20 protein-coding genes are annotated in these 23,298 nt (G+C 62.5%); all 20 read left to right on the top strand.

Annotated features, from left to right (window positions below; genetic code table 11):
* The first annotated feature begins 253 nt into the window (after window positions 1–253).
* The 20 genes from ACZ5IU_RS01470 (at window position 254) to ACZ5IU_RS01375 (ending at window position 23,222) form a co-directional block, all read left to right on the top strand.
* On the top strand, window positions 254–1,858 hold the full coding sequence (locus tag ACZ5IU_RS01470; RefSeq protein WP_464419803.1) for a phage portal protein family protein: 1,605 nt from the start codon (window positions 254–256) through the stop codon (window positions 1,856–1,858).
* Entirely contained in the window at window positions 1,855–6,420 is a 4,566-nt protein-coding gene (locus ACZ5IU_RS01465; RefSeq protein WP_464419801.1) for a phage head morphogenesis protein, read from the top strand. The genes ACZ5IU_RS01470 and ACZ5IU_RS01465 overlap by 4 nt, the downstream gene beginning before the upstream one ends.
* Window positions 6,421–6,422: 2 nt before the next feature.
* Window positions 6,423–6,893: a hypothetical protein gene (locus ACZ5IU_RS01460; protein WP_464419799.1), complete on the top strand. Its 471-nt coding sequence runs from the start codon at window positions 6,423–6,425 to the stop codon at window positions 6,891–6,893.
* Window positions 6,890–7,234, top strand: a complete 345-nt coding sequence (locus tag ACZ5IU_RS01455; protein ID WP_464419797.1) for a hypothetical protein — start codon at window positions 6,890–6,892, stop codon at window positions 7,232–7,234. The genes ACZ5IU_RS01460 and ACZ5IU_RS01455 overlap by 4 nt, the downstream gene beginning before the upstream one ends.
* A 142-nt stretch (window positions 7,235–7,376) precedes the next feature.
* Window positions 7,377–11,240: a DNA adenine methylase gene (locus ACZ5IU_RS01450; protein ID WP_464419795.1), complete on the top strand. Its 3,864-nt coding sequence runs from the start codon at window positions 7,377–7,379 to the stop codon at window positions 11,238–11,240.
* 16 nt (window positions 11,241–11,256) lie between these two features.
* Window positions 11,257–11,619, top strand: coding sequence for a hypothetical protein (locus ACZ5IU_RS01445; protein WP_408998729.1), 363 nt, complete (start codon window positions 11,257–11,259; stop codon window positions 11,617–11,619).
* Between the two features lie 18 nt (window positions 11,620–11,637).
* Window positions 11,638–12,501 (top strand): HK97-fold major capsid protein, encoded by an 864-nt coding sequence (locus tag ACZ5IU_RS01440; RefSeq protein ID WP_408998730.1) that lies wholly within the window; start codon window positions 11,638–11,640, stop codon window positions 12,499–12,501.
* A 12-nt stretch (window positions 12,502–12,513) separates the two neighbouring features.
* Window positions 12,514–12,876 (top strand): hypothetical protein, encoded by a 363-nt coding sequence (locus ACZ5IU_RS01435; protein WP_464419793.1) that lies wholly within the window; start codon window positions 12,514–12,516, stop codon window positions 12,874–12,876.
* Window positions 12,863–13,321, top strand: a complete 459-nt coding sequence (locus ACZ5IU_RS01430) for a hypothetical protein (RefSeq protein ID WP_464419791.1) — start codon at window positions 12,863–12,865, stop codon at window positions 13,319–13,321. The genes ACZ5IU_RS01435 and ACZ5IU_RS01430 overlap by 14 nt, the downstream gene beginning before the upstream one ends.
* Entirely contained in the window at window positions 13,318–13,680 is a 363-nt protein-coding gene (locus ACZ5IU_RS01425; RefSeq protein WP_464419789.1) for a hypothetical protein, read from the top strand. The genes ACZ5IU_RS01430 and ACZ5IU_RS01425 overlap by 4 nt, the downstream gene beginning before the upstream one ends.
* On the top strand, window positions 13,670–14,155 hold the full coding sequence (locus tag ACZ5IU_RS01420) for a phage virion morphogenesis protein (RefSeq protein WP_464419787.1): 486 nt from the start codon (window positions 13,670–13,672) through the stop codon (window positions 14,153–14,155). Before ACZ5IU_RS01425 ends, ACZ5IU_RS01420 begins: the two co-directional genes overlap by 11 nt.
* Window positions 14,156–14,229: 74 nt before the next feature.
* Entirely contained in the window at window positions 14,230–14,778 is a 549-nt protein-coding gene (locus tag ACZ5IU_RS01415) for a hypothetical protein (protein WP_464419785.1), read from the top strand.
* 17 nt (window positions 14,779–14,795) lie between these two features.
* Window positions 14,796–15,065, top strand: coding sequence for a hypothetical protein (locus ACZ5IU_RS01410; protein WP_464419783.1), 270 nt, complete (start codon window positions 14,796–14,798; stop codon window positions 15,063–15,065).
* Window positions 15,066–15,068: 3 nt separating this feature from the next.
* Complete coding sequence (locus tag ACZ5IU_RS01405; protein WP_464419781.1) at window positions 15,069–16,925, top strand: phage tail sheath C-terminal domain-containing protein; 1,857 nt, start codon at window positions 15,069–15,071, stop codon at window positions 16,923–16,925.
* 11 nt (window positions 16,926–16,936) lie between these two features.
* Window positions 16,937–17,398, top strand: coding sequence for a phage tail protein (locus tag ACZ5IU_RS01400; protein WP_464419779.1), 462 nt, complete (start codon window positions 16,937–16,939; stop codon window positions 17,396–17,398).
* Between the two features lie 16 nt (window positions 17,399–17,414).
* Window positions 17,415–18,092 (top strand): T4 family baseplate hub assembly chaperone, encoded by a 678-nt coding sequence (locus tag ACZ5IU_RS01395; RefSeq protein WP_464419777.1) that lies wholly within the window; start codon window positions 17,415–17,417, stop codon window positions 18,090–18,092.
* A gap of 145 nt (window positions 18,093–18,237) precedes the next feature.
* Window positions 18,238–22,143, top strand: a complete 3,906-nt coding sequence (locus ACZ5IU_RS01390) for a phage tail tape measure protein (RefSeq protein WP_464419775.1) — start codon at window positions 18,238–18,240, stop codon at window positions 22,141–22,143.
* Window positions 22,144–22,150: 7 nt separating this feature from the next.
* Window positions 22,151–22,462 carry a DUF7768 domain-containing protein gene (locus ACZ5IU_RS01385; RefSeq protein WP_464419773.1) on the top strand — a complete coding sequence of 104 codons (312 nt, stop codon included), beginning with the start codon at window positions 22,151–22,153 and terminating at the stop codon, window positions 22,460–22,462.
* A 2-nt stretch (window positions 22,463–22,464) separates the two neighbouring features.
* Window positions 22,465–22,935: a CIS tube protein gene (locus ACZ5IU_RS01380; RefSeq protein ID WP_408998742.1), complete on the top strand. Its 471-nt coding sequence runs from the start codon at window positions 22,465–22,467 to the stop codon at window positions 22,933–22,935.
* Complete coding sequence (locus ACZ5IU_RS01375) at window positions 22,932–23,222, top strand: LysM peptidoglycan-binding domain-containing protein (protein ID WP_464419771.1); 291 nt, start codon at window positions 22,932–22,934, stop codon at window positions 23,220–23,222. Before ACZ5IU_RS01380 ends, ACZ5IU_RS01375 begins: the two co-directional genes overlap by 4 nt.
* Window positions 23,223–23,298: the final 76 nt, after the last annotated feature.

The raw sequence follows: 23,298 nt of genomic DNA, 5'->3' as shown, positions 1-23,298 counted from the left end.
ACTTAGTTTCACGTTACCCATAGTACTATTATGGGTTTTGAGCAATAAAGTCAAGTGCAAAAGTCTGGGCTTCTTGACGGCATCACGCGAAACCCATCTGAAATTATGGGTTTCGCGTGATGCCGTCAAGCGCTGAACAACCCGCCCACCGACGTTCCTTCCCCGCCTCCGGTAGATAACCCCAGGAGCGGGCTTTCCCCGCCACACGGCGCGAATGTCGCGCCCACAAGGGCAAGAAACCGAGAGGACCCCGGTGGAAACACGAAGCAACTCGACACCCGACAGCCCGGCATCCGGATCGGGCGCTGAGCCGATGCCGCTTTCAGCGGACGGTCTGGTGCTCGTTCCTCTTGCTGCCGCCGCGGCGTTGGACCCGTCCGTGTTCAGCAAGGTCAACGCCTCCGAAGCGATCCCGGCCTCCTGGGAGGATCGGGCGCGCAAGGCCTGGGAGTACTACCTCGAAGAGCCGCTGGTGAAAAACTGCGTCAACTCCTGGCGCACCTTCGCCGTGGGCGAAGAGATCAAGATCGCGGGCGATGACGAGAAGGTGAAATGGGAGGCCGTGGATGTCGCCGACCGCCTGGGCGTCTCCGAGTTCGTCAAGGACATGATTCTCCAACTCCTGGTCAAAGGCGACGCCGTCGGATTCAAACGCTACACCAAGGACGGCAAGGACCTGGAGGAACTGGTCTGCGTCAACCCGGTTTCGGTCAAGGTCAAGTACGCGCAAGGGCGGCTCGTCGAAGCCCGGCAGACGCCGGAAGACAATCCTGCCGCGGAAGAGGGGCTGGACCTGCCGGTGGAGCAGGTGCTCCATCTCAAGTGGGACGCGCCGGCCTTCTCGCCACGGGGCAACTCTCTCGTCCTTCCCGCTTTCCAGTCCATCGAACTCCTCCGCGATTACCGCCGGGCCGAACAGGCCATCGCCAAGCGCTGGGCCACGCCTTTCAGGCTTCTCAAAGTCGGCGGTGCGTTCGGCCAGAAGATGGTCATGCCCGACCAGAAGATGCTCGAACAGGTTCGGGACATGGTCAACAAGATGGACCTCAAGAGCGGCTTGGTCGTCCCCTTCTACGTCACGGTCGAGACCCACGGCACCGAGGGGCAGGTCCTCAACGTCGAGGACAAGGTCAAGGAAGTGAAGGAAGACATCGTCGTGGCGCTGGGCCTCTCGCGGTCGCTGGTGACCGGGGACGGCCCGAACTTCGCCACGGCATCGGTGAGCCTCCAGAAGATGCTGGTGATGATCCGGGAGATCAAACAGGCCGCCCGGATCATCCTCAACTGGATATTCAACGACTGGCTGGAGCTCAAGGGCTGGGAAGACAAGACGCTCCAGTTCCTGTTCAACGACCTCGATCCCTCGGACGCGGTCGATTTCAAGCGCCTGCTCATCGAGCTCTACGACCGCAAGCTCATCAGCCGTTCGAGCCTGCAAATCAAGATGGACCTCGATCCCGACATCGAGGCCGCCAACCGGGAGACCGAGAAGCGCTCGGTGGATCTGCTCGACGAAAAACAGATCAAGCCCATCGTCGATATGGTGACCGCCGGGATCATGGGCGTGGAGACGGCGCAGGAGATGCTCGGCCTCGACCCGGCGAAGAACCCGGCTGGGAGCCGCGCCGAAGCATCGTGGGCCGGACCGTTCGCCCGCGCAAGCATCGCCGCCGTCTGTGACGACTGCGCGCATTTCGACGGCGACCTCAACCACTGCCGGGTCCAGCGAAACGAAACCACCTTCGATACCCCGGTCTGCCGTTTCTTCGACCCGAAGACCGCCGCGATGGAACGAGGCTCCGACCGGGAAAAGGAACCGACGTCCCGGCAGGCAGCGTGCCGGGAGTGCGAGGGATGATCGGTGCGCTCGCGGCCAAACAGCCTCTTTCTCAAGCCGAAGCCATTCGTCTGGCCACGGAGAAGAGCGTCCGCGGCCGCAATCTCTATACGGAGCAAACGGTCGCCGAACTGACCGCGATGCTTGCCGCCGCCGAAGAGGAGGTGCGCCGCGCCATCCTCCGCTACAAGAGCCTCGGCTCCCTCCCTGACAACAAGCTCGCCGCCCTCGAAGGCCTCAAGAAACTGCAAACCGACATCCAGGAAACCACGAGCCGCCTGCACCGTGAGCAGACGCTGCTTTTCCGGAAGACGGCCAAGACATCCTTCCGCCAAGGCGTCTACCGCGGCATCGACGAGTTCGCCGCGGCCCAGCTTCCCTTCTACCGTGACTTGACCCCGGAAGGTATCGACAAGCTCGCCACACGAGTGTTCACCCTGGTGGACACGGATGCCCTCGATTTCATGACCAACTACAACCTGGTCCTGGCCGGCGACGTCCACCGCGAGCTGGCCGACGGCATCAAGCGTGTCGTGATGGGCGGCGTCGTCACCGGCAAGGGCGTCGAGGACATCGTCCGCGACCTCGGGCGCGTGGTGAAAGACCCGGAATCCTTCCGTTATGCCGGTTCCAAGGTGTTCACCAAGGCGCAGTATCGCATGGAGGTGATCGCCCGCACGGAGGTCCTGCGCGCCCATAACCAGGGGCGACTCAAGTTCCACGACCAGGTCGGAGTCCGGAAGCTCGAATGGATGACCATGGAGGACGAGCGGGTCTGCCCGGTCTGCGGGCCGCTGGACGGCAAGGTGTTCGACACGAACCGCTTTCCCCAGCAACCGGCCCATCCCAACTGTCGCTGCACGAGCGTGGTCGCTTGGCCGCTGGCGATCTGCGGAGGAGAGCTGGGGGCGAAAGCGGCGGCTGAACCCGCCGCGTGCATCATCCCGCCCCAGACCATCGAAGAGCAGGCGAAGACCAAGGCGGCGGAAGACGCAAAGCTCAAGGCAGCTTTCGAGGGCGGACAGATCGCCGACCTGAACACTTTGAGCGTGAAGCAACTCCAGACTCTGGCCAAGCAGAACGGCGTCTCCATCGCCAGGACCAAGGCCGACTTCATCAAGCTGCTCGATGCGGCCGAGCCCGGCGTGGACCATTCCACTCTCGCCGGAGCCGCGCTCGATGCCAAGCTCAAGGAACATAAAATCGGCCTGCTCCGCGCCAAGGACGACCTGATCCAACTCCTGGCGCAGAAACAGGCGTCCCTCAAGCAGGCGCAGCAACTGGCGGACCAGCTCAAGAAGATTCCGCCGAGCGGCGGGCTGCATGACCTCACCGTGGTCGAGCTGCAGGAGATGGCCAAAGCCAAGGGCGTCTCCCTCAACATGACCAAACAGGACGTGATCGACCTGCTCGACGAGTTGGAACCCGGCGTCGATCACAAGGCGCTCCAAGGCGCGACCCTGATCGACGCCAAAAAGAAGCACCACATCGGCCCGCTCAAGAACAAGCAGCAGCTTGTTAAGGCGCTGGAAAAGTCGGCCGGTGAGGAACTGGCGGAAAAGGCCAAGAAGGAAGCTCTCGAAGCAGCCGAGAAGGCAGCAATCAACAAGGCGAAACAGGCAGTCGAACAGACCGCTGCAAAGGTGATCGTGCCGGAGTCCCCCGCAGGATACGCCGACTTCCTCTCGGCGGTGAAAGATGCGGAATCGGCGCTCGCGGCTTCGCCCGGCCTGCCGCAGGAGATACTCGAAGGACACGCCAAAGATCTCGCCATCAAGAAAAAGCTATTCCAGGACCAGGTCTCGTCCATGAAGGTCGGCGACCTCAAGACCCTGGCCAAGGACACCAAGCTCAAGCACTGGCAGTGGGCGAACAAGGACGAACTGGTCACTCTGCTTACGGAGACCGACCCGGCCAAGATCGAGGCCGCCAAGACCGGCATCGAAACGAAGTACGCAGCCTGGTTGGAAAAGCACGGCGGCAAAAAGAAGGTTGCCGCGCCCGAACCTGCGAAACCCGCGCCGACTCCGAAACCGACGCAGCCGTCGCCGCCGGTTTTCTCCAAGAAAGGCGCGCAGTTCGAGGAGGCGGACGCGGCGTGGATCGCCAAGGGCAAATCGGGAAACTTCACATCCGCGGGCAAGGCGCAGGTGGGCGGCGCGCACAGCAAGGAGTTCTGGACCGATGAAGCGGGCGACCGCTGGCTCTTCAAGCCGGTTGAACGGGCCGGTGACGAGTTCATCGCCTTCGGAGAAGAAGCCGCCTACAAAATCGGACGCCTCATCGATCCGGACGCCGTCGAGGTCCGCACCATCCGCCTGAATGGACGCCTCGGCTCCATCCAGAAGTGGCGGACCGACCTCAAGGATCGCTTCGACTTCGCCGGATTGGACCTCACAGACCTCACCGCCCTCGACATCGAGCAGATTCAGCGGGAGCACGTCGTCGACTGGTTGATCTCCAATCACGACGGCCACGCCAAGCAATTCCTGCGGGGGCGTGACGGGAAGGTCTACGGCATCGACAAAGGACAGATCTTCAAATACCTGGGCGAGGACCGCCTGGCCGTCGACTATCACCCGAACGCCAAGTACGGCGAACAAGAACCTTTTTACAATACGGTTTTCCGCGCCGCCAAGGAAGGCAAGGTCAAGATCGATCCCGCGGCGACTCTCCGCTACATCCGCGAAGTGGAGAAGATCGCCGACGAGGATTACCTGGCTATTCTGCGTCCCTATGCCGAAGGACGATTCGGAGGGGACGAGTCCCGTAAGCAGGCCTTCTACGACACGGTCCTGGCGCGGAAGCGGAACCTGCGGCGCGACTTCGAGGGCTTCTATGCGGACGTATTGGGCCGTCGGGACTTCCGTTTCGAGGATGTGTTGGAGGCGCTGCCGAAGACGCGACTGGGGCCGACTGAGGAGGCGCTTCTTGAGGAAATCCGTTCACTCGGCTGGCAGGGGAAGGTCCTGCCCTTCGATGAGGACGACATCGAGGACCAGAACGCCCTGGTCTTCGTCGAGACCCTGAAGGGAAAGCAGCGGACCGTGGTCAAGATGAAGGTTCGGCCCGAAGCGGAGGGAAAGCTTCTGGAGGCGTTGCGCAAGGCGGGAGTCGATACTGCGACCGCCCGGGTGGGTGAGGCGCTGCCGCAGGACGTTTTCGCGCAGGACATATTGTCCGCGGTGAAGACGGTCAACCACCACGTCACGGACCAGCAGTACAACCAGGGGACGCTCAAAAAGGCTGCGGACCATCTGAAGGCGTTGAAGCGCCTGGCTGACTCGACCGACCCGGACGAAAGGGCCATGGCCCGAAGCTACATCGACTGGATCGAGAAGGTCCAGGAAGCCGCCCGTGAACACAAACCGGTCGCCGGACGGTTCGATGTATATCTCAAGAAACATGCCGCGATGGAAAAGAAACCCAAGGAGGCTCCCTTCACCGTGCGCCGGACGAAGGTGCTTCAGGCCAAACGGGAGATCAAAAACGGCGAACTCGTTGTCGTGGACGAGGCGGCGGACAACTCGGCGCTGTTCCGCGGTCGTGCCATGAAGGCCGGCGAGCAATACGAAATCGACTTCGGCGACGGCACGCGCGCCGTCTACCGCCCGTGGTCGGACAAGAACCTCTACGCCCAGCAAGGAGAATTCGAAATGGTCCTGCCAGACAGGCCGGACGTCAAGAGCCTCGAACGGGCCATGGAACGTATGGAATCACTGGGCATCAAGGCAGGTGCGGCCACGCCGCAGGACGCCGAACTTCTCTATCTTCACAAGCAAGCCTACCTCGCCAAGGTGGACCGAGAGCCGGACTACAAGCGGCTGGTCGAGGAGCTGGACCACCGGGCGGCGGGCAAGGAGGAACGGGTCCGGGAGATACGCGGCTTCTGGGAAAAACGGCTCGGTGTCAAGGACATCACCCGCATGCCGGGCTACGACCCCATGGGCGAATACCAGGCTGCTTTCAAGAATCCCGCCAAGCGCGCCGGCTACAGGCATCAATACCGCTTTGACATTTCCGACGCGGACATCGAGAAGCAGATGAAGGGATACGGCCTTCACCACCGGCTGACCAACGGCGAAGACGTGGCGTCGTTCATCGACGCGGCGCTGGGAAACAACGGAGCCATGGTGAGCACGGTCGAGAAGCTGCGGGCCGGTGTGCCGGTGGGCGGGATGTCGCCGGAAGCGGACATGGACACCGGCGGCGCGAGCTATTTCTTCACTCGGATCAAGAAGCTCCCGACGGCCGGAGGGTCGTCTGATACGGGGCTCTACTTCAAGAAGCGAATGCTCCGGCGCATGGACGCCATCAGCTATGACCACGATGCCTTCGGACGGGTGAGGGACGAATACGTCTCGAACCACCGGGGGAGCACGCCCGAGGAGTGGAAACAGTTCGCCCGCCGAGGCAGCAACGAGACGATCTTCAAGTACTCGGTGACCCTGCTGGACAACATCGACGTGATCGTGGTCGGAAGCGAGCGGGAAAAACAACGGCTGCTGGAGGTCTTCCGCAACCGCAAAATCATGAAGCTGCCCGACGGCCGCAAGGTCGAGGACATCGTGCTGGTGAGGTGAGCATGAAAGAATTCATCGAAAAAGAAAAGGCCCGACTGCAGGCGCTCTTCGAGCCGTTCAACACCGGAGGCTCCTGGATGACGCTGGCGGACAAAGGCCGGACGCCGGTCCGGGTTGGTATCGTGGACGGGTTTATCGTGACCCGCGTGGCCCCGCAATTCGACGCCGGCGGGGATGTGACGCGTGTCGATTTCTGGCTTCTCATCCGGCTCTCCGGATACGACGAGGGCTTCCAACACGCCCACACCATCAAGGTCGTCTCCTGGTCGCAGGACGACACCTACCTGCTCGATCTGCTCGATGATCGGGATCGCAGGTTCCATATTGAGCTCATCTTCCCTGACCAGGAACCCAACGAGGCGGCGGACTGGAAGCGCTGGCGAGACTATAAGGCCGGAAACCTGGACCGATTCGAACGGATCGACGCGGAGCTTCTGACCGAGCACACCCTCATCGCGGAGGAATGGGAATGAAGCTCAGACACATGATCGAATACGCGCTCCGCGACCGTATCCGCAACCCGCGCTATGAACCCATCGGCGTTTGGGCTCAGGGCCCGGGACCGGGTTTGGACCTGGTGATCGAGTTCCTGCCCGGAAACGCGGACGTCGAGGAAGACGCTCAGTGGGTGGTCAACCGGCTGGTGGAGCAAGGCGTACGCAGCCTCCCTGATGATTTTCTGGCTTACCACCAGGGCATCCTTTCCCAATACCGCGGCATGCGCGGTCCCGTTATCCAAACCGACGAATACCCGTCCACCGAATCTTGCGCCCGGTCGGTTATCGACCGGATCAAGTCGGGCCGCATCTCCTGATTCCTCCTCCGACACTTTTCGACGGTCTCCGGTAGGTATCCAAGCGACAGGGCTCTCGGCCTGATTTCGGGGTTCACCCCGGGCACGGGCCGACCGCCCACCGGCATCAACCGGATTTGTCGCGACATGACCGGAGAACCGAATGGAGCTTTTCGCAACCGACCGTGAACGGCTGGCGTTCCTCCTCGAAACGGACGCCGCCCTGGACATGGACTTCGAGGCGCTCGAGGCCCAGGCCGAGGCGGCTGCCGAGGAGCCGTCGCCGGAAGAGCGGCCAAAATACATCACCAACTACATCGGCTCGAAGCAGAAGCTGGTCGACTGGATTTGGAAACACACGCCGGAGGGGGTGGAATCCGCGGCCGACGCCTTCTCTGGTTCGGCGGTCGTGGCCTACATGTACAAGACCAAGGGCCTGCGGGTCCTGGCCAACGACCGGCTGCGCTACTGCCACCACGCGGCCCGGGCGATCATCGAGAACGACAAGGTGCGTCTCTCCGATGAGGACCTGGAGGCGCTGCTCGCGGACAACCCGAAGGCCGGAACCTTCGTCCGGGACAACTTCAAGGGCATCTTCTTCGCCAAGGGCGTCCACGGCCTGATCGACACGATCCGGGCCAACGTCGACAAACTCTCGGGTTTCAAGAAAGACATCGCTCTCTTCGCCCTGGGCAAGACCTGCATGTCCGGCAAGGGCGGCTTCGGGCATTTCTCGTCGTCGACCCGCTACGGCAAGCGCGAGGACACCCCGGAGGAATTCAAGGAGCGGCTGCGCAAGAACGTGGCCCGCATCAACGCCCTCGTTTTCGACAACGGCAAGGAGTGCAAGGCATCCCGCAAGGACATCAACGACTTCCTGCCGGAGGCCAAGGCCGACCTCGCCTATTTTGATCCGCCTTACGCCACGGAGTTTTCGACCACCAACTACGAGAAATCCTACCACTTCGTGGAAGGACTGATGACCTATTGGGAGGGGCTGACCCTTGTCGAAGACTCCAAGACCAAACACTACGAGACCGACCACAAGACCGTGACCCGCGCCAACGCCGCGGAGTTCTTCGAGTCCTTCCTCGGCAATGCCAAGCACTTCCCGCACTGGCTCATTTCCTACCGGGACCATGCCTATCCGAACGAATCGGAAATGCGACGGATCATCGCCTCCCTGGGACGGGATTCGTCGATGCGCTCCCACGATCACCATTACGCCATCACATCCCGGCACGGCGAGGCGTCCCACGCCAAGGAACGTCTGTTCATCTGCCGCAGAGCCGAGGGCGCGGAGCGGTCCGCCAAGGCGTCCACAGAGGACAGCCTGCGGGCAGAAGCCGTCTGGGAGGAAACCGAGAATGAGGTGCGCTTTCGCGTCCGGAACCCGGACGAGTTCGAACCCGACAGCTTCCGCCGCAAGCCCCTGGAGGGCGTCGACGGCGTGGCGATCATCATCGGACGCTTGAAGAAGGAGTTCGTGCCCGAAGGCGGCAATCCGCGCTCCATGGTGCTGCAGGCCTACCGGTTCGTCCGCAAGACGGAGAAGAACCCGGACGGCTGGACCATGGAAAAAGCCAAGGAGTGGATCGACAAGCACGAAGCCGGACGGGCCGTGGATGCCGCCCTGCGCGTGGAGGAGAACCTGATCGCTCTGGCGGATGCGCCGCTGGGCGAATCGCTGGACCTCTTGAGCTGCCAAACCGGGAAAGCGGAATCGGTCCGCGTCACCGGTTTCATGGGCAGCAAGTACCTGATGCTCGGCTGGATCGAAAGCCATGTCCCCAAGGACGCGGAGAGCATCCTCGATGCTTTTTCAGGCGGGGCCAACGTCGCCTATCACTTCAAACGCAAAGGGCTGAAAGTCATCGCCAACGATCTCCTGCGGTATCCCCACCATCTGGCGCGGGCCGTGGTGGAGAACTCCAGCGAGACTCTGAGCGACGAGGACGTGGACCGAATCCTCGCCCCCAATGCGGACGCGGGCACCTTTATCGTCGATCACTTCTACGGCTACTACTACACCAAGCCGGTGCTCCGGTGGCTCGACCAAGTCTGGGCGAACATCCAGAAGCTTCACGGCTACAAGAAAGATCTGGCGCTGGCCGCGCTCGGCACCACCGTCAAGGCGAAGAGCGCCTTCGGTCAGTTCTCGCGGTCCAAGATGCACCGCAAGGCAGACCTCGACACGGATGCCAGCCTGGAGCAATCCCAGCTCTCCAATCCGCCGCTGTCCAAGTTCATCGAGTCGTTCCGGCGCTCGGTGGGCCAGCTCAACCGGCTCGTCTTCGACAACGGCAAAGAGTGCAAGGCCTTCAACCTGGATGCGGCCGAAGCGGTCCGGCGATTCGGCGCGGACGTTCTGTATCTGGACCCGCCCTACGTCACCGAGTTCGGCAGCAACGATTACGAGGACTCCCTGCATTTCATCGAGGGTCTCATGACCCGCTGGGCGGACAAGGAACTCCAGGACAATCCCCGCCGCAACTATCCGTCCCGGACGCGTTACACCAAGGAATCGATCCGTTCCCTGATGGAGACGATGGCAGCCGACGCCCGGGGTAAATACGGCACGGTGCTCCTCTCGTACCGCGACCGGGCTTTCCCGCGGGAAGAGGAAATCAAGGAGATATTCGCCGAGCACTACGGTCTCGTCCGTGTCCGCGGCATGGAGGTGGACTACAACATCGCCAAGGACATCGGCCGGGAAGGTAAACACGCCCGGGAACTGCTCTTCGTCGCTTCCAAATCACGCGGTGCGGCGCGCTCCAAAGCGGATACGCGGGCACCGGCGGCATGTCACACCTCGTTCCCTGTAGAGCTGTCGCTCGATACGTTCACCGGGCTCCAGACCGAAGCGGCGGCATTGGACCAGGCCGCGGGCGATCCGCAGTTCACCTTCATCCTCTGCCGGGCCGGCACGAACAAGAACGGCGACCACTTCACCCCAGACGAACTGGCCGCCCGTTACATGACGGCGGTCAACAAGAAGATCGACCTGAAGCATTCCCAGGATTTCACCGACATCGTCGGCGGCATTGTGGGGGCGGATTACGTGGAGGACGAAAGCGGCGGCCGGATCGAGTGCGCGGGCGAACTCTATGTCTCCGACAGCCCGCACGCGCAGTTGGCCTACAAGCTCATCCGCAAAGGGATCATCTCCCAGGTCTCCATGGAATGCGACTACGAGGAAGGCGAGTGCTCGATCTGCGGCAAACGCGTCGTTTCGAAGAGCGATTACTGCGTCCACCTGCGCAAGAACAAAGGCGGCGAGCTCCAGGGGCAGCCCGTCTACGAAATCCTCCACGGCGTCACTTTCACCGGGCTCGGGCTCCTCGACCGCAAAGGCGCGGACGAAAACGCCCGCATTCTGAAAGTCGCCGCGGCGGAAAACGATGGTTCGACAACCCACTTTGAAGGAGGTCCGACAATGGACGAGAAACAAAAGGATACCGAGGAACGGGCGGCGGAAGCCGCCAAGAAGAAGGACGACGGCGGCGGTGGGACCGCGCCCGATGACAAGACCCGGCTCAAGGAGTTGGAGCGGGAGAACAAGGAACTCAAACAGCAGGTTCTCGCGCTGCAGAAGCAGCTCGAGGAACTGGAGGCGGAGAAAAAGGCCGCCGCGAACAGGAGCCGGGCCCAGAAGCTCCTGCGCAAGATCGAAAAGAGCGGGCTGGCATTCGAGAGCGACGAGGATCGCGAACAGGAGATGAGCCGTCTGGCCGGTCTTTCCGACGACGCCTTCGCCGCCAGCGAAGCCGCTTTCGAGCGGATGATGAAGGCCGGTTCCCGCGGTCACTCCGAGGACAAGGGCGCGAAGGACCGAGGAGCGGGCGCGGAAACCACGAAGGCGTCATGCGGTTGCGACGACCCGCCCCTGCGCAGCGACGCGGGCGTCCGTCCGAAGGACGTGGAAGACAAAAAGACGAGCCTCGAGGACCGGCTGAAGAGCGGCTTCATGGCCGCCTACCGGCAACGAGTGGCGACGGCGACCGGCGAACCGGTTTCGACCAACTGACAAAGGAGGAATGACCATGGCTTTCATCAATCCCAATCACCGGGGCCTCGCATACGGCGACGGCTACCTGCAGGGCGACGGCCAACTCGGCCAGGTGGTGAGGATCGTCGGCAACGACCTCTTCGCCGTGAACACCACGCCGACGGCCAAGTCCTTCGGCATTCTGATCAAGGACTACAAGAACGGAGAGATGCCCGGCATCTACTGCATGGGCGGCGTCTACGAGACCGACGTCTTCGAAGGGACCGTGAATCCCGGCGACGACCTGAAGGTTTCGGCCAACGGCAAACTCACCGCGGGCGTGCAGGCGGGCGAGGAAGTCATCGCCCGGGCCGTCTCCGTCTCCGGCGGAACGATCAAGTTCCGGATGCTCATCTGATTACAGGAGGAAAACGATATGGAGACGATCCGCATGAACGTGCACAGCCAGGAATACATGGAGACGATGGCGCGCCTGATGTCCGAGGCGCTTGAGTCCCCGGAAGGGATGCGCGCACTGGCCGCGGCCATCGCCGAACCCATCGAACAGGAAATCAAGCGCAAGGAAATCTCTTCGCTCCTGCTCACGAAGCACACTCTGCCCAAGGGAGAGCGCCCTCTTTACCAGAAGAAGCCCAAAGTGAAGGCCTACTGGATTTCCACCGAAGGCGAGGCTCAGGAGCAGGAAGTCGGCAAGGACGAAGTGGAGTTTCCCACCAACCGCATCCACTCCGCACCCATGGTCGACGTTTCGGTGCTCAAGAACGGCAACATCGGCACCCTGATGGACATCCAGACCTCGGCCGCGGACGAAATCCGCAAGGAGATCGACAAGCGGACCATTACGGTGCTTTCGGCGGCGGTTCCTGCGGCCAACACCGTGGAGGTGACCGGCGCGACCCTCACCGAGGAGGCGCTCAACGAGGCGATCTCCATCATCGAAGACCTCGAGTTGACGGTGAAGTACATCGTCATGAGGGGCCGGCGTTTCAATGACCTGCGGGGCTGGAACCTCGACCCGGAAACCAAAGCCGAACTGCGGGCCAAGGGCGTCATCAAGAACTACGGGACCGGCGGCATTCTGTTGACGGCCGCGCAGGCCATCGACGAGGTGCTGCTCATCCCCGACGAGGAAGTGGGCAAGTTGCCGGTGCGCGAAAACCTCAAGACCGAAGCCATCGAGCAGAAGACCCGCTTCAAGACGGGCTGGCTCGTCTGGTCGGAACTGGGGCAAGGCATCACCCGCCCGGACATTCTCGCCAAGATCAAGATTCTCGGCTGACGGAGGTGAACCGTGACGGTGAAACTGAAGAACATCCGACCGGGAGTCCTGATCATCGCCGACGCCAAGCTGCGTCTCGATCCGGGCGAGACCTTTGAAACGGACGCGCTTTCCCCCCAAATGGAATCGGCGTTGTCCGCGGGAAGGCTCGCGCGGATGGACGGCAGAGATGATAAGCCGAGAGAGGAATCAACCTCGTCGGCCGAGCCGCGGCGAGAGGACATCACCGATCTTACCGCAGCCGAGGCTATTTCCCGGATCGGCGTCGAAAAGGACCCTGACAAACTTAAAGCCCACTTGGCGGGCGAGAAACGACGAACGGTGATCGACGCCCTCAAGAAGCGGCTGACGGAGGTGGAAGGTGGCGCTGGCTGATCTCGTCGTCGTTCTCCGGACCGACCTGTCCGACCCCCAGGCCGAGCTGTTTACCGATGACGTCCTTTCCCGATGCATCCTGAAGGGCGTGTATCGTTTGGCGCGCGACCTGGAGCTTTCCATGTCCGTCGTGAACGGAGAGGTGGTTCCGGAGCCGGAAGGTGAGACTCGTGAACTGCTGCTTTTACTTGGCCAAATACATGCCTGCCAGGTCATGCGGGCCCAGACCGCCAATGCGTTTTCCTTTTCCAGCGGCGACAAGCGGGTGGATAAAACCAAGCAACCGGAGCATTGGGCCGGGATCGAGGAAGACCTCAAGGCCGTGTACAAGCAGCGGCTGAGTGAAATCAAACCGGGAGCCGCCGCATCCCCCGAGGACTACATCATCACCCCCGGAGGACTCGCGCCGGTCATCTACGATCAAGGAAGCGAGCTTGAGCTGTGACCCTGCTGAGCGATCCCGAGAAAGCGGCGGCCGCCGGGGACGTAAAGGAACTGATCTTGGCAAGCTCACAGGAAGCCGCGTTGCTGCGTGCAGTCCCCGGCGAGCGATTGTATGGATCGGACGACGCCTCGTTCACTGAAGTGGAGACCTTTCCGCTCGAGTTCATCGAAACGCCGCCGGAGGACCTCGCCAACAAGATCGACGCCATGGCCTGCGTGCTCCCCGCCCTGGATGTGAGACCGGAAGACCGGGTGCGCAGCGGGGCGGACGTTTTTCGGGTTCAGACCGTAGTGGAAGAGCGCCTTTTCGGCGTCGCGACCCACAAGGTGCTGAAGCTGGTGCGCATCCATGGGAGTTAAGCGTTTCGGCGACTGGGAAAAGGCGAAAGCGAAGCTGGCCGCCAATCCCGGAGCCCGGCTCGCCCTGGCGATCCGGCAGGCGACCATCAAGAACGCCATTCTCCTCGTCCGCGAGATCAAGCGCGGCATCCGGTCCCAGGCTCCTGGCGGAAAGGCGTTCGTCAAATTGGCCGAGAGCACCATCGCACGCAAGGGCTCCAGCAAGGCCCTGATCGACACCGGCTTCCTCGTCAATTCGATCACTCAGCGCATCCTTTCGGACCGGGCTTTCGTGGGACTCCTGCGCGGCACTGTCAACAAGGACGGCGACGACCTGGTGAACATCGGCGCGGTGATGGAGTACGGAGCCACCATCCAGCACCCCAACGGCGCGGTGATCGTCATCCCGCCCCGTCCCTTCCTGCATCCCACGATGGAAAAGTACCGCGAGCAGATCATCGAGAACTACCGCCAGGCCATCCGCGCTGCGCTCTGATCCCCGCCGACACTTCCCGTCCGGCTCCGGTAGGTATCCAGCGGAAACGTTCGCTTGAGCCGGAGGAACCGGAATTGGAAACCGTTCGCACAGTCGTTGAAAACCTGATCCGCCTGATTAAAGCGGAGATCGACCCGGACGCGGTGCTCGTCGCCGCGGACGATGTCTTCGAGGTGCCCAACGTCCCGAGCTTGATCCTGCAGGGACCGACGCTGGCGGAAAACGGCGACCGCCGCACCATGGCCCACATAGTGGAGAAGGATGTCCCGAACCTCGTTTATGAACAGTGTCGGCATCCCCGGCTCTACCACCTCGACTTCGACGTCATCGTCACCGCCGGCCATGAAGGCGATCTGCTGGACCTCCAGGAACGGGTGGCCCGTTTCTATCAGCTCCACCCGGTCCTGGCCGTGGAAGACCGTGGCTCCCTCAACCTGACGGAGATCGTCCCCTTGGGCGGGTTGCGACGGGTGAACCTGTCCAACCTGCGCCAGAGCAGCGGCCGCTGCCGGATCGAGGATTGCCCGGTTTACGACGGCCTCGTCGAAACGGGCCCGCTCATCAAAGACCGCCGCTTCGAGTTCCGGGACGGCGTCGAGGAGGATCGGCTCCATACCCCATGAAACAAGGAGGAACCACTGTGATCGAAATCAAGAATCTTATGTTCCAACCGCTCACGTTCCACCTCGCGGGAAGCGGTCGGGGGCTTCATCTGAATCCCCGCGAGCGCAGAACGCTGGGTGAGGACGACATTTCCCCCGAGATCGATGCCGCGGCAAAGCGGGGCTTCGTGTCGCTGACGCCGGCGACGCCGACCGTTCCCGAACCCGAGACGGCGCGGGAAGAGCCGGTCGAGACCGAGACGGAGAACACCGGCGCAAACGGCGGCAAACGTCGGAAACGGAGGTAACCCATGGGCACGTATCTTTCACCGGGCATCTATACCCGCGAAGTCGACTTCAGCTTTTACGTCAAGCAGATATCCACCTCTTCCTGCGGCATGGTGGGTGTGGCCGAACGCGGCCCTATCAACAAGCCTGTTCTGGTCACGAGCTGGGAGCAGTTCATCAACAAATTCGGCTCCTACCTGCAGGCCGGATACCTCGCCTACGCCGCAAGGGCGTTCTTCGACAACGGCGGCTCCGTTCTTTTCGTGAACCGCATCGCCCATCTGACCGACCCCACGGATCGGAACACATTGACCGCCGTGAAAGCCCAGGTCGTCCTCAAGGACCGGCGCGTGGCGACGGCGTCACTTGTGACCGGCACCGTCGGCACGGATCGCATCGCGTGGCGGGCTATTCAGCCGGGGGCCGCGGGAAACGCCGTCTCCGTCGAACTCGTCGTTTCGGGAAACGATACGCCGCTCTCCGTCGAGGTCTTGGGACAAGCAATCACCGTCAACCTGGCGACCGACGGGGCGGGCGATCCTGTTTCCACAGCGGACCAGGTGGTCGCCGCGGTCGTCGGTTCTCCGGATGCCTCCGCGCTGGTCACGGCGGAAACTCAGGATGCGGGTATCGTCCAAGCCGCAGCCTCGGCAAGCTTGTCCGGAGGCATGAACGCGATGGACACGCTCAAGGTGCGGGCGGCGGATGAAGGAACCTGGGGCGCGCGTCTCTCCGTTCAGGTCGAAGACGGTTCCCTCGATCCGACCGGCGCGTTCAACCTGGTGGTCCGCCACAAGGGTGAGGTTGTGGAGGTCTTCAAGGACCTCTCGATGGACGAAGCGGCTCCGAACCATGTCGAGCTTGTCGTCAACGAACGGTCGGACTTCATCATCGTCGAGGACCTCGGCGCGGCATCCGGCCTTCCGGCGGACCGTCCCGTCATCGGAGCATTCGAACTCTCAGGCGGGAACGATGGTCTCACCGGATTGGACGACGCCGACTACTCCGGCGATCCGTCCCAGCACACCGGCTTCTACGCCTTCGACGAGATCGACGCGCTGAACCTGATCATGGTTCCGGGCGTCACGACCGCCGAGGTGATCCACGCCGGCGTCACCTACGCGGAAAACCGCCAAGACCTCATGCTTCTGGCCGAAGCGCCCATTCACCTCGAACCCCTGGAAGCGGTGGATTTCCGCAAGGGCCAGGGGATGTACTCCCACGGGGCGTTCAACTCGTCTTATGCCGCGCTCTACTATCCCTGGATCGAGATCAACGACCCGGTGACCGGCAAGCGCAAGCTCGTTCCGCCCAGCGGAGCCGTGGCCGGGTGCTACGCCCGCAGCGACAAGAAGACCCATGTCTGGTACGCGCCCGCGGGCATCGACCGCGGCCGGGTCTTCAACGCCTTGTCCCTGGGCTACAAGACCAGCCGGGGCGAGCGGGACGTCCTCTATCCCGAGGGCGTCAACGTGATCGCTTCCTTCCCCGACAGCGGCATCAACATCTGGGGGCAGAAGACGCTGCAAAGCCAGCCTTCGGCGCTCGACCGAGTGAACGTGCGGCGGCTGATGATGTTCATCGAGGAAGCCATCGCCGAGTCCTCGCGCTTCGTGGTCTTCGAACCCAACAACCCGCAGACTTGGCGCGCACTGATCCGGTTGATCAACCCCTTCATGCAGGACATCAAGGACAAGGGCGGGCTCTACGACTTCGCCGTCCAGTGCGACGAGGAGACCAACACCCCGGCCGTGATCGACCGCAACGAACTCGTGGCGCGCGTCTTCGTCAAGCCGACCAAGACGGCGGAATTCATCGAGCTCAACTTCGTGCTTACCGCCACGGGGGCTGATTTCAAAGAGATATTCAAGACCGGGTAAGGAGGTAAGTCATGCGCAGCGGCAACATGCCCAAGAGTCTGTATCAGAACTGGCAATTCGCCATCGAGGTGAACGGCTTCGACGTGGCGCTTTTCAAGAAGGGCCAGGAACCCAAGACCGAGTTCGAGGAGGTGGCCTTCGCGCCCGCCGGTTCCATGTTCGACCAGAAGGTGGCCGGACGGGTCAAGTTCGAGGACATCACCCTGGAGAAAGGGATTCTCCAGGACGGTTCCGACGAGGCCGCCAGGGAGTGGATCAAGAAACAGGTGGACGTCAACGCCGTGGTCGGCGGCCTGCCCAACGACTACATGCGCGATATCGACCTCGTCCGCTACGACCGAACCGGAAACGAAACGCGACGGTGGACCCTGCACGGCGCGTGGATCAAGGTCCTGGAGTACGACGAACTCGAGGGCGCGAACACGGACAACACCATCGAGAAGCTCAGCATTTGCTTCCAGTATTGGACCTGATCCGAGGAGGTAGATCATGCACACATTTGAACTGCCGAGCGGCATCGAGATCGAGCTCCGGGAGATGACCGGAGCCGAGGAGGAACTGCTCACCAACCAGCGTCTCATCCGCACCGGCGACGCCGTGAACCAGGTGCTCAAGAACTGCATCGTGCGGCTGGGGGACAGCGACGAACCGACGGTCAAGGATGTGCTGGACCTCCTCTCCGGGGACCGGCTGTTTATTCTGGTCCGGCTCCGTCAGATCTCGCTCGGCGACGAGGTCGAACTGGAACTGACCTGCCCGAACACCGCCTGCCGGGGATCGAACCCCATCACCGTCAACCTGGACGAACTGGAGGTCACGCCTTACGGAGAGGAACGGGAATTCGCCTTCGCGCTGCCCGGTTCCGGAGGCAAGGTCCGGTTCGGTTACTTGGATGGCCACAAGGAGAAACGGCTGGCTGCTCTTAAGGAGCCTTCCATCTCCTCCGCCATGTTGATCCGGATCATCGACATGGACGGCGCGCCGCCGACCAAGAAGCTCATGAACGATATGTCAATGCGTGACCGCAGCGCCCTCCGGCAGGAGATGCTGAGGGTGGACGCGGGAATCGACACGACCGTGGAGACCGACTGCCAATCGTGCGGGACGCGCATCCGCACCCGGCTGGAGGCGGAACCGGGTTTTTTGTTTCCCGGAGTTCGCTTGTAAGGGACGCGTTTTTCCTCGCCTACGGCGGGCTCCACTGGAGTTTCTCGGAAACACGGGCGCTGCCGCTCTCGGTCCGCCGCGAATTCGTGGAGGCACTGGAGCGGCAGCTTGCTTTCGAGCGTGAAGAAATGGAGCGCAGGCGCACATGAACGGAGATCTCGGGCTCGGCGTCATCGTCTCGATGAAGGACGCGTTCTCGCAGAACGCGGCCCGGGTCCAGTCGTCCATGCAGTCCCTGGACGCGACAGTGGCCGCCTCCAGCGAGCGGATGACGCGCAACCTCGACCGCATCCAAAAGGGCACCATGATGATCGGCGCGGGACTGGCGCTCATGGCCGTGCCCGTCGGACTCATCGCCTCCACCGCCGCGACACAGAAAGCCCTGGGCGAAATGGCGTCGCTCGGCACCAAGGACCTGCGCGCTCTCGAAGACGCCGCCGAGAGCTTCACCAACACCTGGGCCGGATACAGCAAGGCCGAATTCATCGGGGCGGCCTACGACGTAAAGTCGGCGCTCGCCGGCTTGAGCGACGAAGCCGTGGGAACCTTCTCCGCCATGGCCGCGCTCACCGCCAAGGCCACCAAGGCCAGCATCCAGGAGATGGTCGGCACCTTCACCACCGGGTACGGCATCTTCAAGCCGATCATGGCAAACATGACCGACATGGAGTGGGCGAAGGCATTCTCAGGTGCGATGGCGCAGACCGTGGCCGTTTTCAAGACCACCGGCGCGCAGATGGCGGAAGCGATCAAGAACATCGGCGCGGTGGCCGCTTCCTCCAACATTCCTCTCCATGAACAACTCGCCATTCTCGGTCAACTGCAGACCACGATGCCCGGTTCGGAAGCCGGAACACTCTACAAGGCTTTCATCATGAAGGCTGCCGAAGCCGGTGAGCAGTTGGGGCTGTCGTTCATCGATTCGAGCGGGAGACTCAAAGGGATCATTCCCATCCTCCAGGAGGTCAAATCGCGGTTCCCGGACCTTTCCCAGGCAGCCGCACAGGTGCAGATCAAGAAGGCTTTCGGCTCCGACGAGGCGGTGAAGTTCCTGCTCCAGATGTCCCAGGGAATGGAGTCCCTGGAGGGCAACATCAGCTCCATCGAACAAGCGATGAAGAGCGGCACCGCCGTCACCGAGGAAATGGCGAGGGCCATGAACATGGATATCGGGAGTCAGTTCCAGCTTTTGCGCCAGCAGGTCGGAAACCTCGCTGAAATCCTCGGCCGCACGCTCCTGCCGGTGGTGACTCCGATCATCCAGGGGATATCGAAGGCCGTCCTGTTTTTCCAGAAGCTCGCACGTTCGATGCCGGGGTTGACCAGGGTCCTCCTGACCTTGTCCATGGCGCTGGGTGCCGTGTTGGTCGTCGTCGGGGGAGTGATCGCCGCGGCGGGGACCATCGGCCTGATGCTCCCCGCCATCAAGGCGGGGCTTGCCGCCATGGGCGCGGCAATCGCCGGTGTGGGAAGCACGTTCGCGGCATATTTCCTTCCGGTGGTCGCAATCATCGGTGGTGTGATACTCGCCGTCTATCTCCTCAAACGAGCCTGGGAGACCAACTTCGCCGGCATCCGGGACACCATCCTCGGCGCGTGGGAAAAAGTGCAACTCGTATTCCAGGGAATCCGGGCGCTGATCACCTCGCTCTCCGGCGGAGCCGGAACCATGTCGGCCGACCTGGCGCAGAAGCTCGAACAGGCCGGGCTGATGGGACTGGTGGTCACGGTCTTCCGCATCTACTACCGGGTGCGCCAGTTTCTGACCGGCTTGTGGGAGGCCTTTTCCGACGCGTTCGGAAAGATCAGGGCGGTTCTCGAACCTGCGGTCCGTGCGCTCATGCAGGCTTACGGCATGCTGTACAAAGCGATCTTCTCGGTCCTTGAAATCTTCGGTCTGGCGGCATCTTCCGCTGATGCCTCCTCCTACCGGAGTCTCGGCGAGACACTCGGCACGGTGCTCGGTGTGATCGCCAAGGTCGGCGCGTATCTCCTCAAGTTCGTCATCTACAACTTGGCGGCCGTCATCACGGTGGTGGCTTGGGTGGTGCGCGCGGTCGTCTGGCTCGGCAAGACCATCGTCACCGCCTTCATCGAGGCGGGGAAGTTCATCTACAAGTTCTTCCTGCCGGTCAGGCTTTTGGTCGAGGCGCTCCGCATGGCGGCCCGGGTCGTCCATACAGTCTGGCAGGTCCTCACCGGCGACATCTCCGTGCTCGACGGGCTCAAGGCCATCGGCGGCGCGGTCTTTGATTTCCTGGCCACGCCGTTCCGCTGGGCCCGGGACGTGATCGTCGGTGTCTGGGATTTCATCAAGGGACTCTTCTCCGCCGTTGGAAGTTTTTTCGCTTCCGCGGCATCGGCTTTGGCTGCAGCCTTCATGAACCTGCCTCTGGTCCGGACGCTGGCCGATGTCTTCGGCGCGGTGCGGGGATTCTTATCCGGCGACACGACTTTCTTCGAGGCGGGCAAGGCGATTCTCGTAGCCGTCGGCAAAGGCATCTGGTCGGCGGTCACTTATCCGTTCGAGATGCTCAAGAAGGCTCTCGGGTGGCTCCGCAGACTGCTGCCTTTTTCAGACGCGGAGACCGGCCCACTGTCGGACCTCACCGCTTCCGGCGCGTCTCTTCTCAAGACGCTGGCCAAGGGAATGCTCGGTGTTCTCGCTCTGCCGGGCAAAGTTCTGAGTCTGGCGCTGCAAAGGATGATGGACGCGGTCCGCTGGGTGTGGGACGGCTTGAAAAATCTGGGAAGCGGCATCCTTGCGGCGGTCACCTGGCCGTTCAGGAAAGGAGCGGATGCCGCGTCCGCCGTCTGGCGTACTGTCGGCACTGCGGCATCGAGCGCTTGGAACGGCATCACAACGCTCGGTCGTGGGGCTTCGGACGTGTTGGTCGCGCCCTTCGGTTGGATGCAGTCCGCAGCCGGGACCGCATGGAACGGCATCGTGAGCGCCGCAACCGGATTTTGGGGGAGCCTCGGGAACATCGGGCGCACGGCTTGGTCGCTCGTCAGCACGCCCTTTTCGTGGATCGCCGGTTCCGCGGGAGCAGCCTGGGACCGGGTTCAATCCTCAGCCGGCGCGGCCTGGGATGGAATCGCCAACCATCTGCAGGGCGGATGGAGCCGGATCGGTTCGCTGTTCCAGTCTTCCTGGTCGCTGCTTTCCGCGCCCTTCGACTGGATCGCCGGGAGCGCTTCCTCCGCCTGGAGCCGGATCATCGGCACGGCGTCGACGGCATGGGACACTCTCAAGACCATGGCGCAGAGCGCCTGGGAGTGGATCAAGGCCCCGTTCGAGGGACTGGCATCGGTCGCATCGTCCGCATGGGAACAAGTTAAGACCGCCGCATCGAACGCCTTCGGCTCATTGGCATCCAGCGTATCCGCACTGGCGGGCTCGGCGTTCGAGAGCGGCAGGGCGTTCATGACCGCGGTGGGTGACGGCATCAAGTCCGCCGTGAGCGCGCCGTACCAGGCGGCGAAGTCGGCCCTTTCGTTCGTGCGGAATCTGCTGCCTTTCTCCGATGCCAAGGAAGGCCCGCTCGCGGACTTGACCCGAAGCGGCGCTGCGCTGATTCAGACCCTGGCCGGAGGCATCACCAAGGCCGCCTCAGCGCCCGCCGAGGCCATGACGCGCGCATTCGGGTTCATGACCGGGCTGACCGGTAAGATCGCCCCTCCGGCCATGTTGGCGGGAACCCTGGCGCTCACACCGGGCATGACGGCGGAAGCACCGACGCTTGCCTCTTCCCTGGAAAGCACCGGAGCGGCGGTTCCGATGGAGCGGCAGACCGCTTCTCTCCCCACCGGCCAGGCTCGTCTTCTCGGCGAGACCAAAGGATCGCTCGGTCCGGAGTCCGGCATGCCGTCTGCACCTCCAGGAGAGACGCTTCGCCCGGTGCTCGAATCCTTGCTGGCGAAGATGGAGCAACTCGGCGAGCGGCCCATCGAGGTGTCGGTTACCACGCTGCTCGACGGACGGCAGGTGGCCCGTTCCGTGTACCGGGACCTGCGAGAACGCAAGATCAAGAACTACGAGACGCTGTGAGGACCGCATGAAACGGGTATTCATATGCAGCCGGTACGCCGGGGACGTTCCCCGGAACACGGCGACCGCCGAACGGCTCTGCCGGAAGGCGGTGGAGCGAGGTTGCGCGCCCTTCGCGCCGCATCTGCTCTACACGCGCTTCCTGGATGACGGGAAGACCTCCGAACGCGAAGCGGGCATCGCCTGCGGCCTGACGTTCATGGAGATCTGCGACGAGGTCTGGGTGTTCACCGGCGAAGGCCTTTCCGACGGCATGCGACGGGAAGTCGATCATGCCCGGCGTCTGGGCAAGCCCGTAATCGAGTTGGAGGTGATGTAGCCGTGGCTTGGGACCAGAAAGAGATCACCGCGTACCTGGTGGACGTGGACACGGGCGACTACCTCGATTTTCAGTACAACCCGAACGACATCGTCGACGAGAAAAGCACGGCCTACGCGGCCATCAAGATTCCGGGCATGAGCCATCCCCGCTACCAGTACGTGGCTGGCGAGCCGCGCAAGATCGGCTTCAAGCTGGTCTTCTTCAAGGGGTCCGTAAAGGAGTCGGTGGACTGGCTGCGCTCGCTGCTCTATCCCGAACACGCCGGAACCATGCTCAAGAACGCCCCGCACCGGGTGATCTTCATGTTCGGAGACCTCTACCCGGGCGTGCTTTGTGTCGTCCGCCAGGTGAAGGCCCGGTTCTTCCACATGTTCGACCGGGACAACCTGCTGCCCCAGCACGCCGAAGTGGACGTGATGCTCGAGGAGTACATCGATCAGTCCGTGGACTATTCGGAGGTGCGCGGATGATCGGACGTCGATCCAGATACGCGGCATCCATTCTCTACACGTCGGGAGACGGAGACTTCCTGGGCACGCGTCTTCCGACCGAGGGCAAGCCACGCCCCGACGACCGGTTTCACACGGTGATCGAGGGGGACCGGGTCGATTTGCTGGCCCATCGCTATCTGGGACAGGCCGATCTCTGGTGGATCATCTGCGACTACAACGACATTTACTTTCCCATGGAACTGACGCCGGGGACCATTCTGCGCATCCCCTCGGCGGAACACGTCAGCATGCGGCTTCTGGACTGAGTCCCCGGACGCATCCATCCATCCCGACACCTCGCGCCGCGCGCCGGTAAGTATCCGGTGGAGTCCGTCCTTCAGG

This window comes from Lactivibrio alcoholicus, assembly GCF_055390895.1.
This window is presented reverse-complemented; position numbering and strand designations above follow the sequence as displayed.

Excerpts from the sequence above, each read along its gene's own strand:
- ACZ5IU_RS01465 (WP_464419801.1), top strand. The coding sequence starts at position 1,855 with ATGATCGGTGCGCTCGCGGCCAAACAGCCTCTTTCTCAAGCCGAAGCC.
- ACZ5IU_RS01460 (WP_464419799.1), top strand. The coding sequence starts at position 6,423 with ATGAAAGAATTCATCGAAAAAGAAAAGGCCCGACTGCAGGCGCTCTTC.
- ACZ5IU_RS01455 (WP_464419797.1), top strand. The coding sequence starts at position 6,890 with ATGAAGCTCAGACACATGATCGAATACGCGCTCCGCGACCGTATCCGC.
- ACZ5IU_RS01450 (WP_464419795.1), top strand. The coding sequence starts at position 7,377 with ATGGAGCTTTTCGCAACCGACCGTGAACGGCTGGCGTTCCTCCTCGAA.
- ACZ5IU_RS01445 (WP_408998729.1), top strand. The coding sequence starts at position 11,257 with ATGGCTTTCATCAATCCCAATCACCGGGGCCTCGCATACGGCGACGGC.
- ACZ5IU_RS01440 (WP_408998730.1), top strand. The coding sequence starts at position 11,638 with ATGGAGACGATCCGCATGAACGTGCACAGCCAGGAATACATGGAGACG.
- ACZ5IU_RS01420 (WP_464419787.1), top strand. The coding sequence starts at position 13,670 with ATGGGAGTTAAGCGTTTCGGCGACTGGGAAAAGGCGAAAGCGAAGCTG.
- ACZ5IU_RS01405 (WP_464419781.1), top strand. The coding sequence starts at position 15,069 with ATGGGCACGTATCTTTCACCGGGCATCTATACCCGCGAAGTCGACTTC.
- ACZ5IU_RS01400 (WP_464419779.1), top strand. The coding sequence starts at position 16,937 with ATGCGCAGCGGCAACATGCCCAAGAGTCTGTATCAGAACTGGCAATTC.
- ACZ5IU_RS01395 (WP_464419777.1), top strand. The coding sequence starts at position 17,415 with ATGCACACATTTGAACTGCCGAGCGGCATCGAGATCGAGCTCCGGGAG.
- ACZ5IU_RS01390 (WP_464419775.1), top strand. The coding sequence starts at position 18,238 with ATGAACGGAGATCTCGGGCTCGGCGTCATCGTCTCGATGAAGGACGCG.
- ACZ5IU_RS01385 (WP_464419773.1), top strand. The coding sequence starts at position 22,151 with ATGAAACGGGTATTCATATGCAGCCGGTACGCCGGGGACGTTCCCCGG.
- ACZ5IU_RS01375 (WP_464419771.1), top strand. The coding sequence starts at position 22,932 with ATGATCGGACGTCGATCCAGATACGCGGCATCCATTCTCTACACGTCG.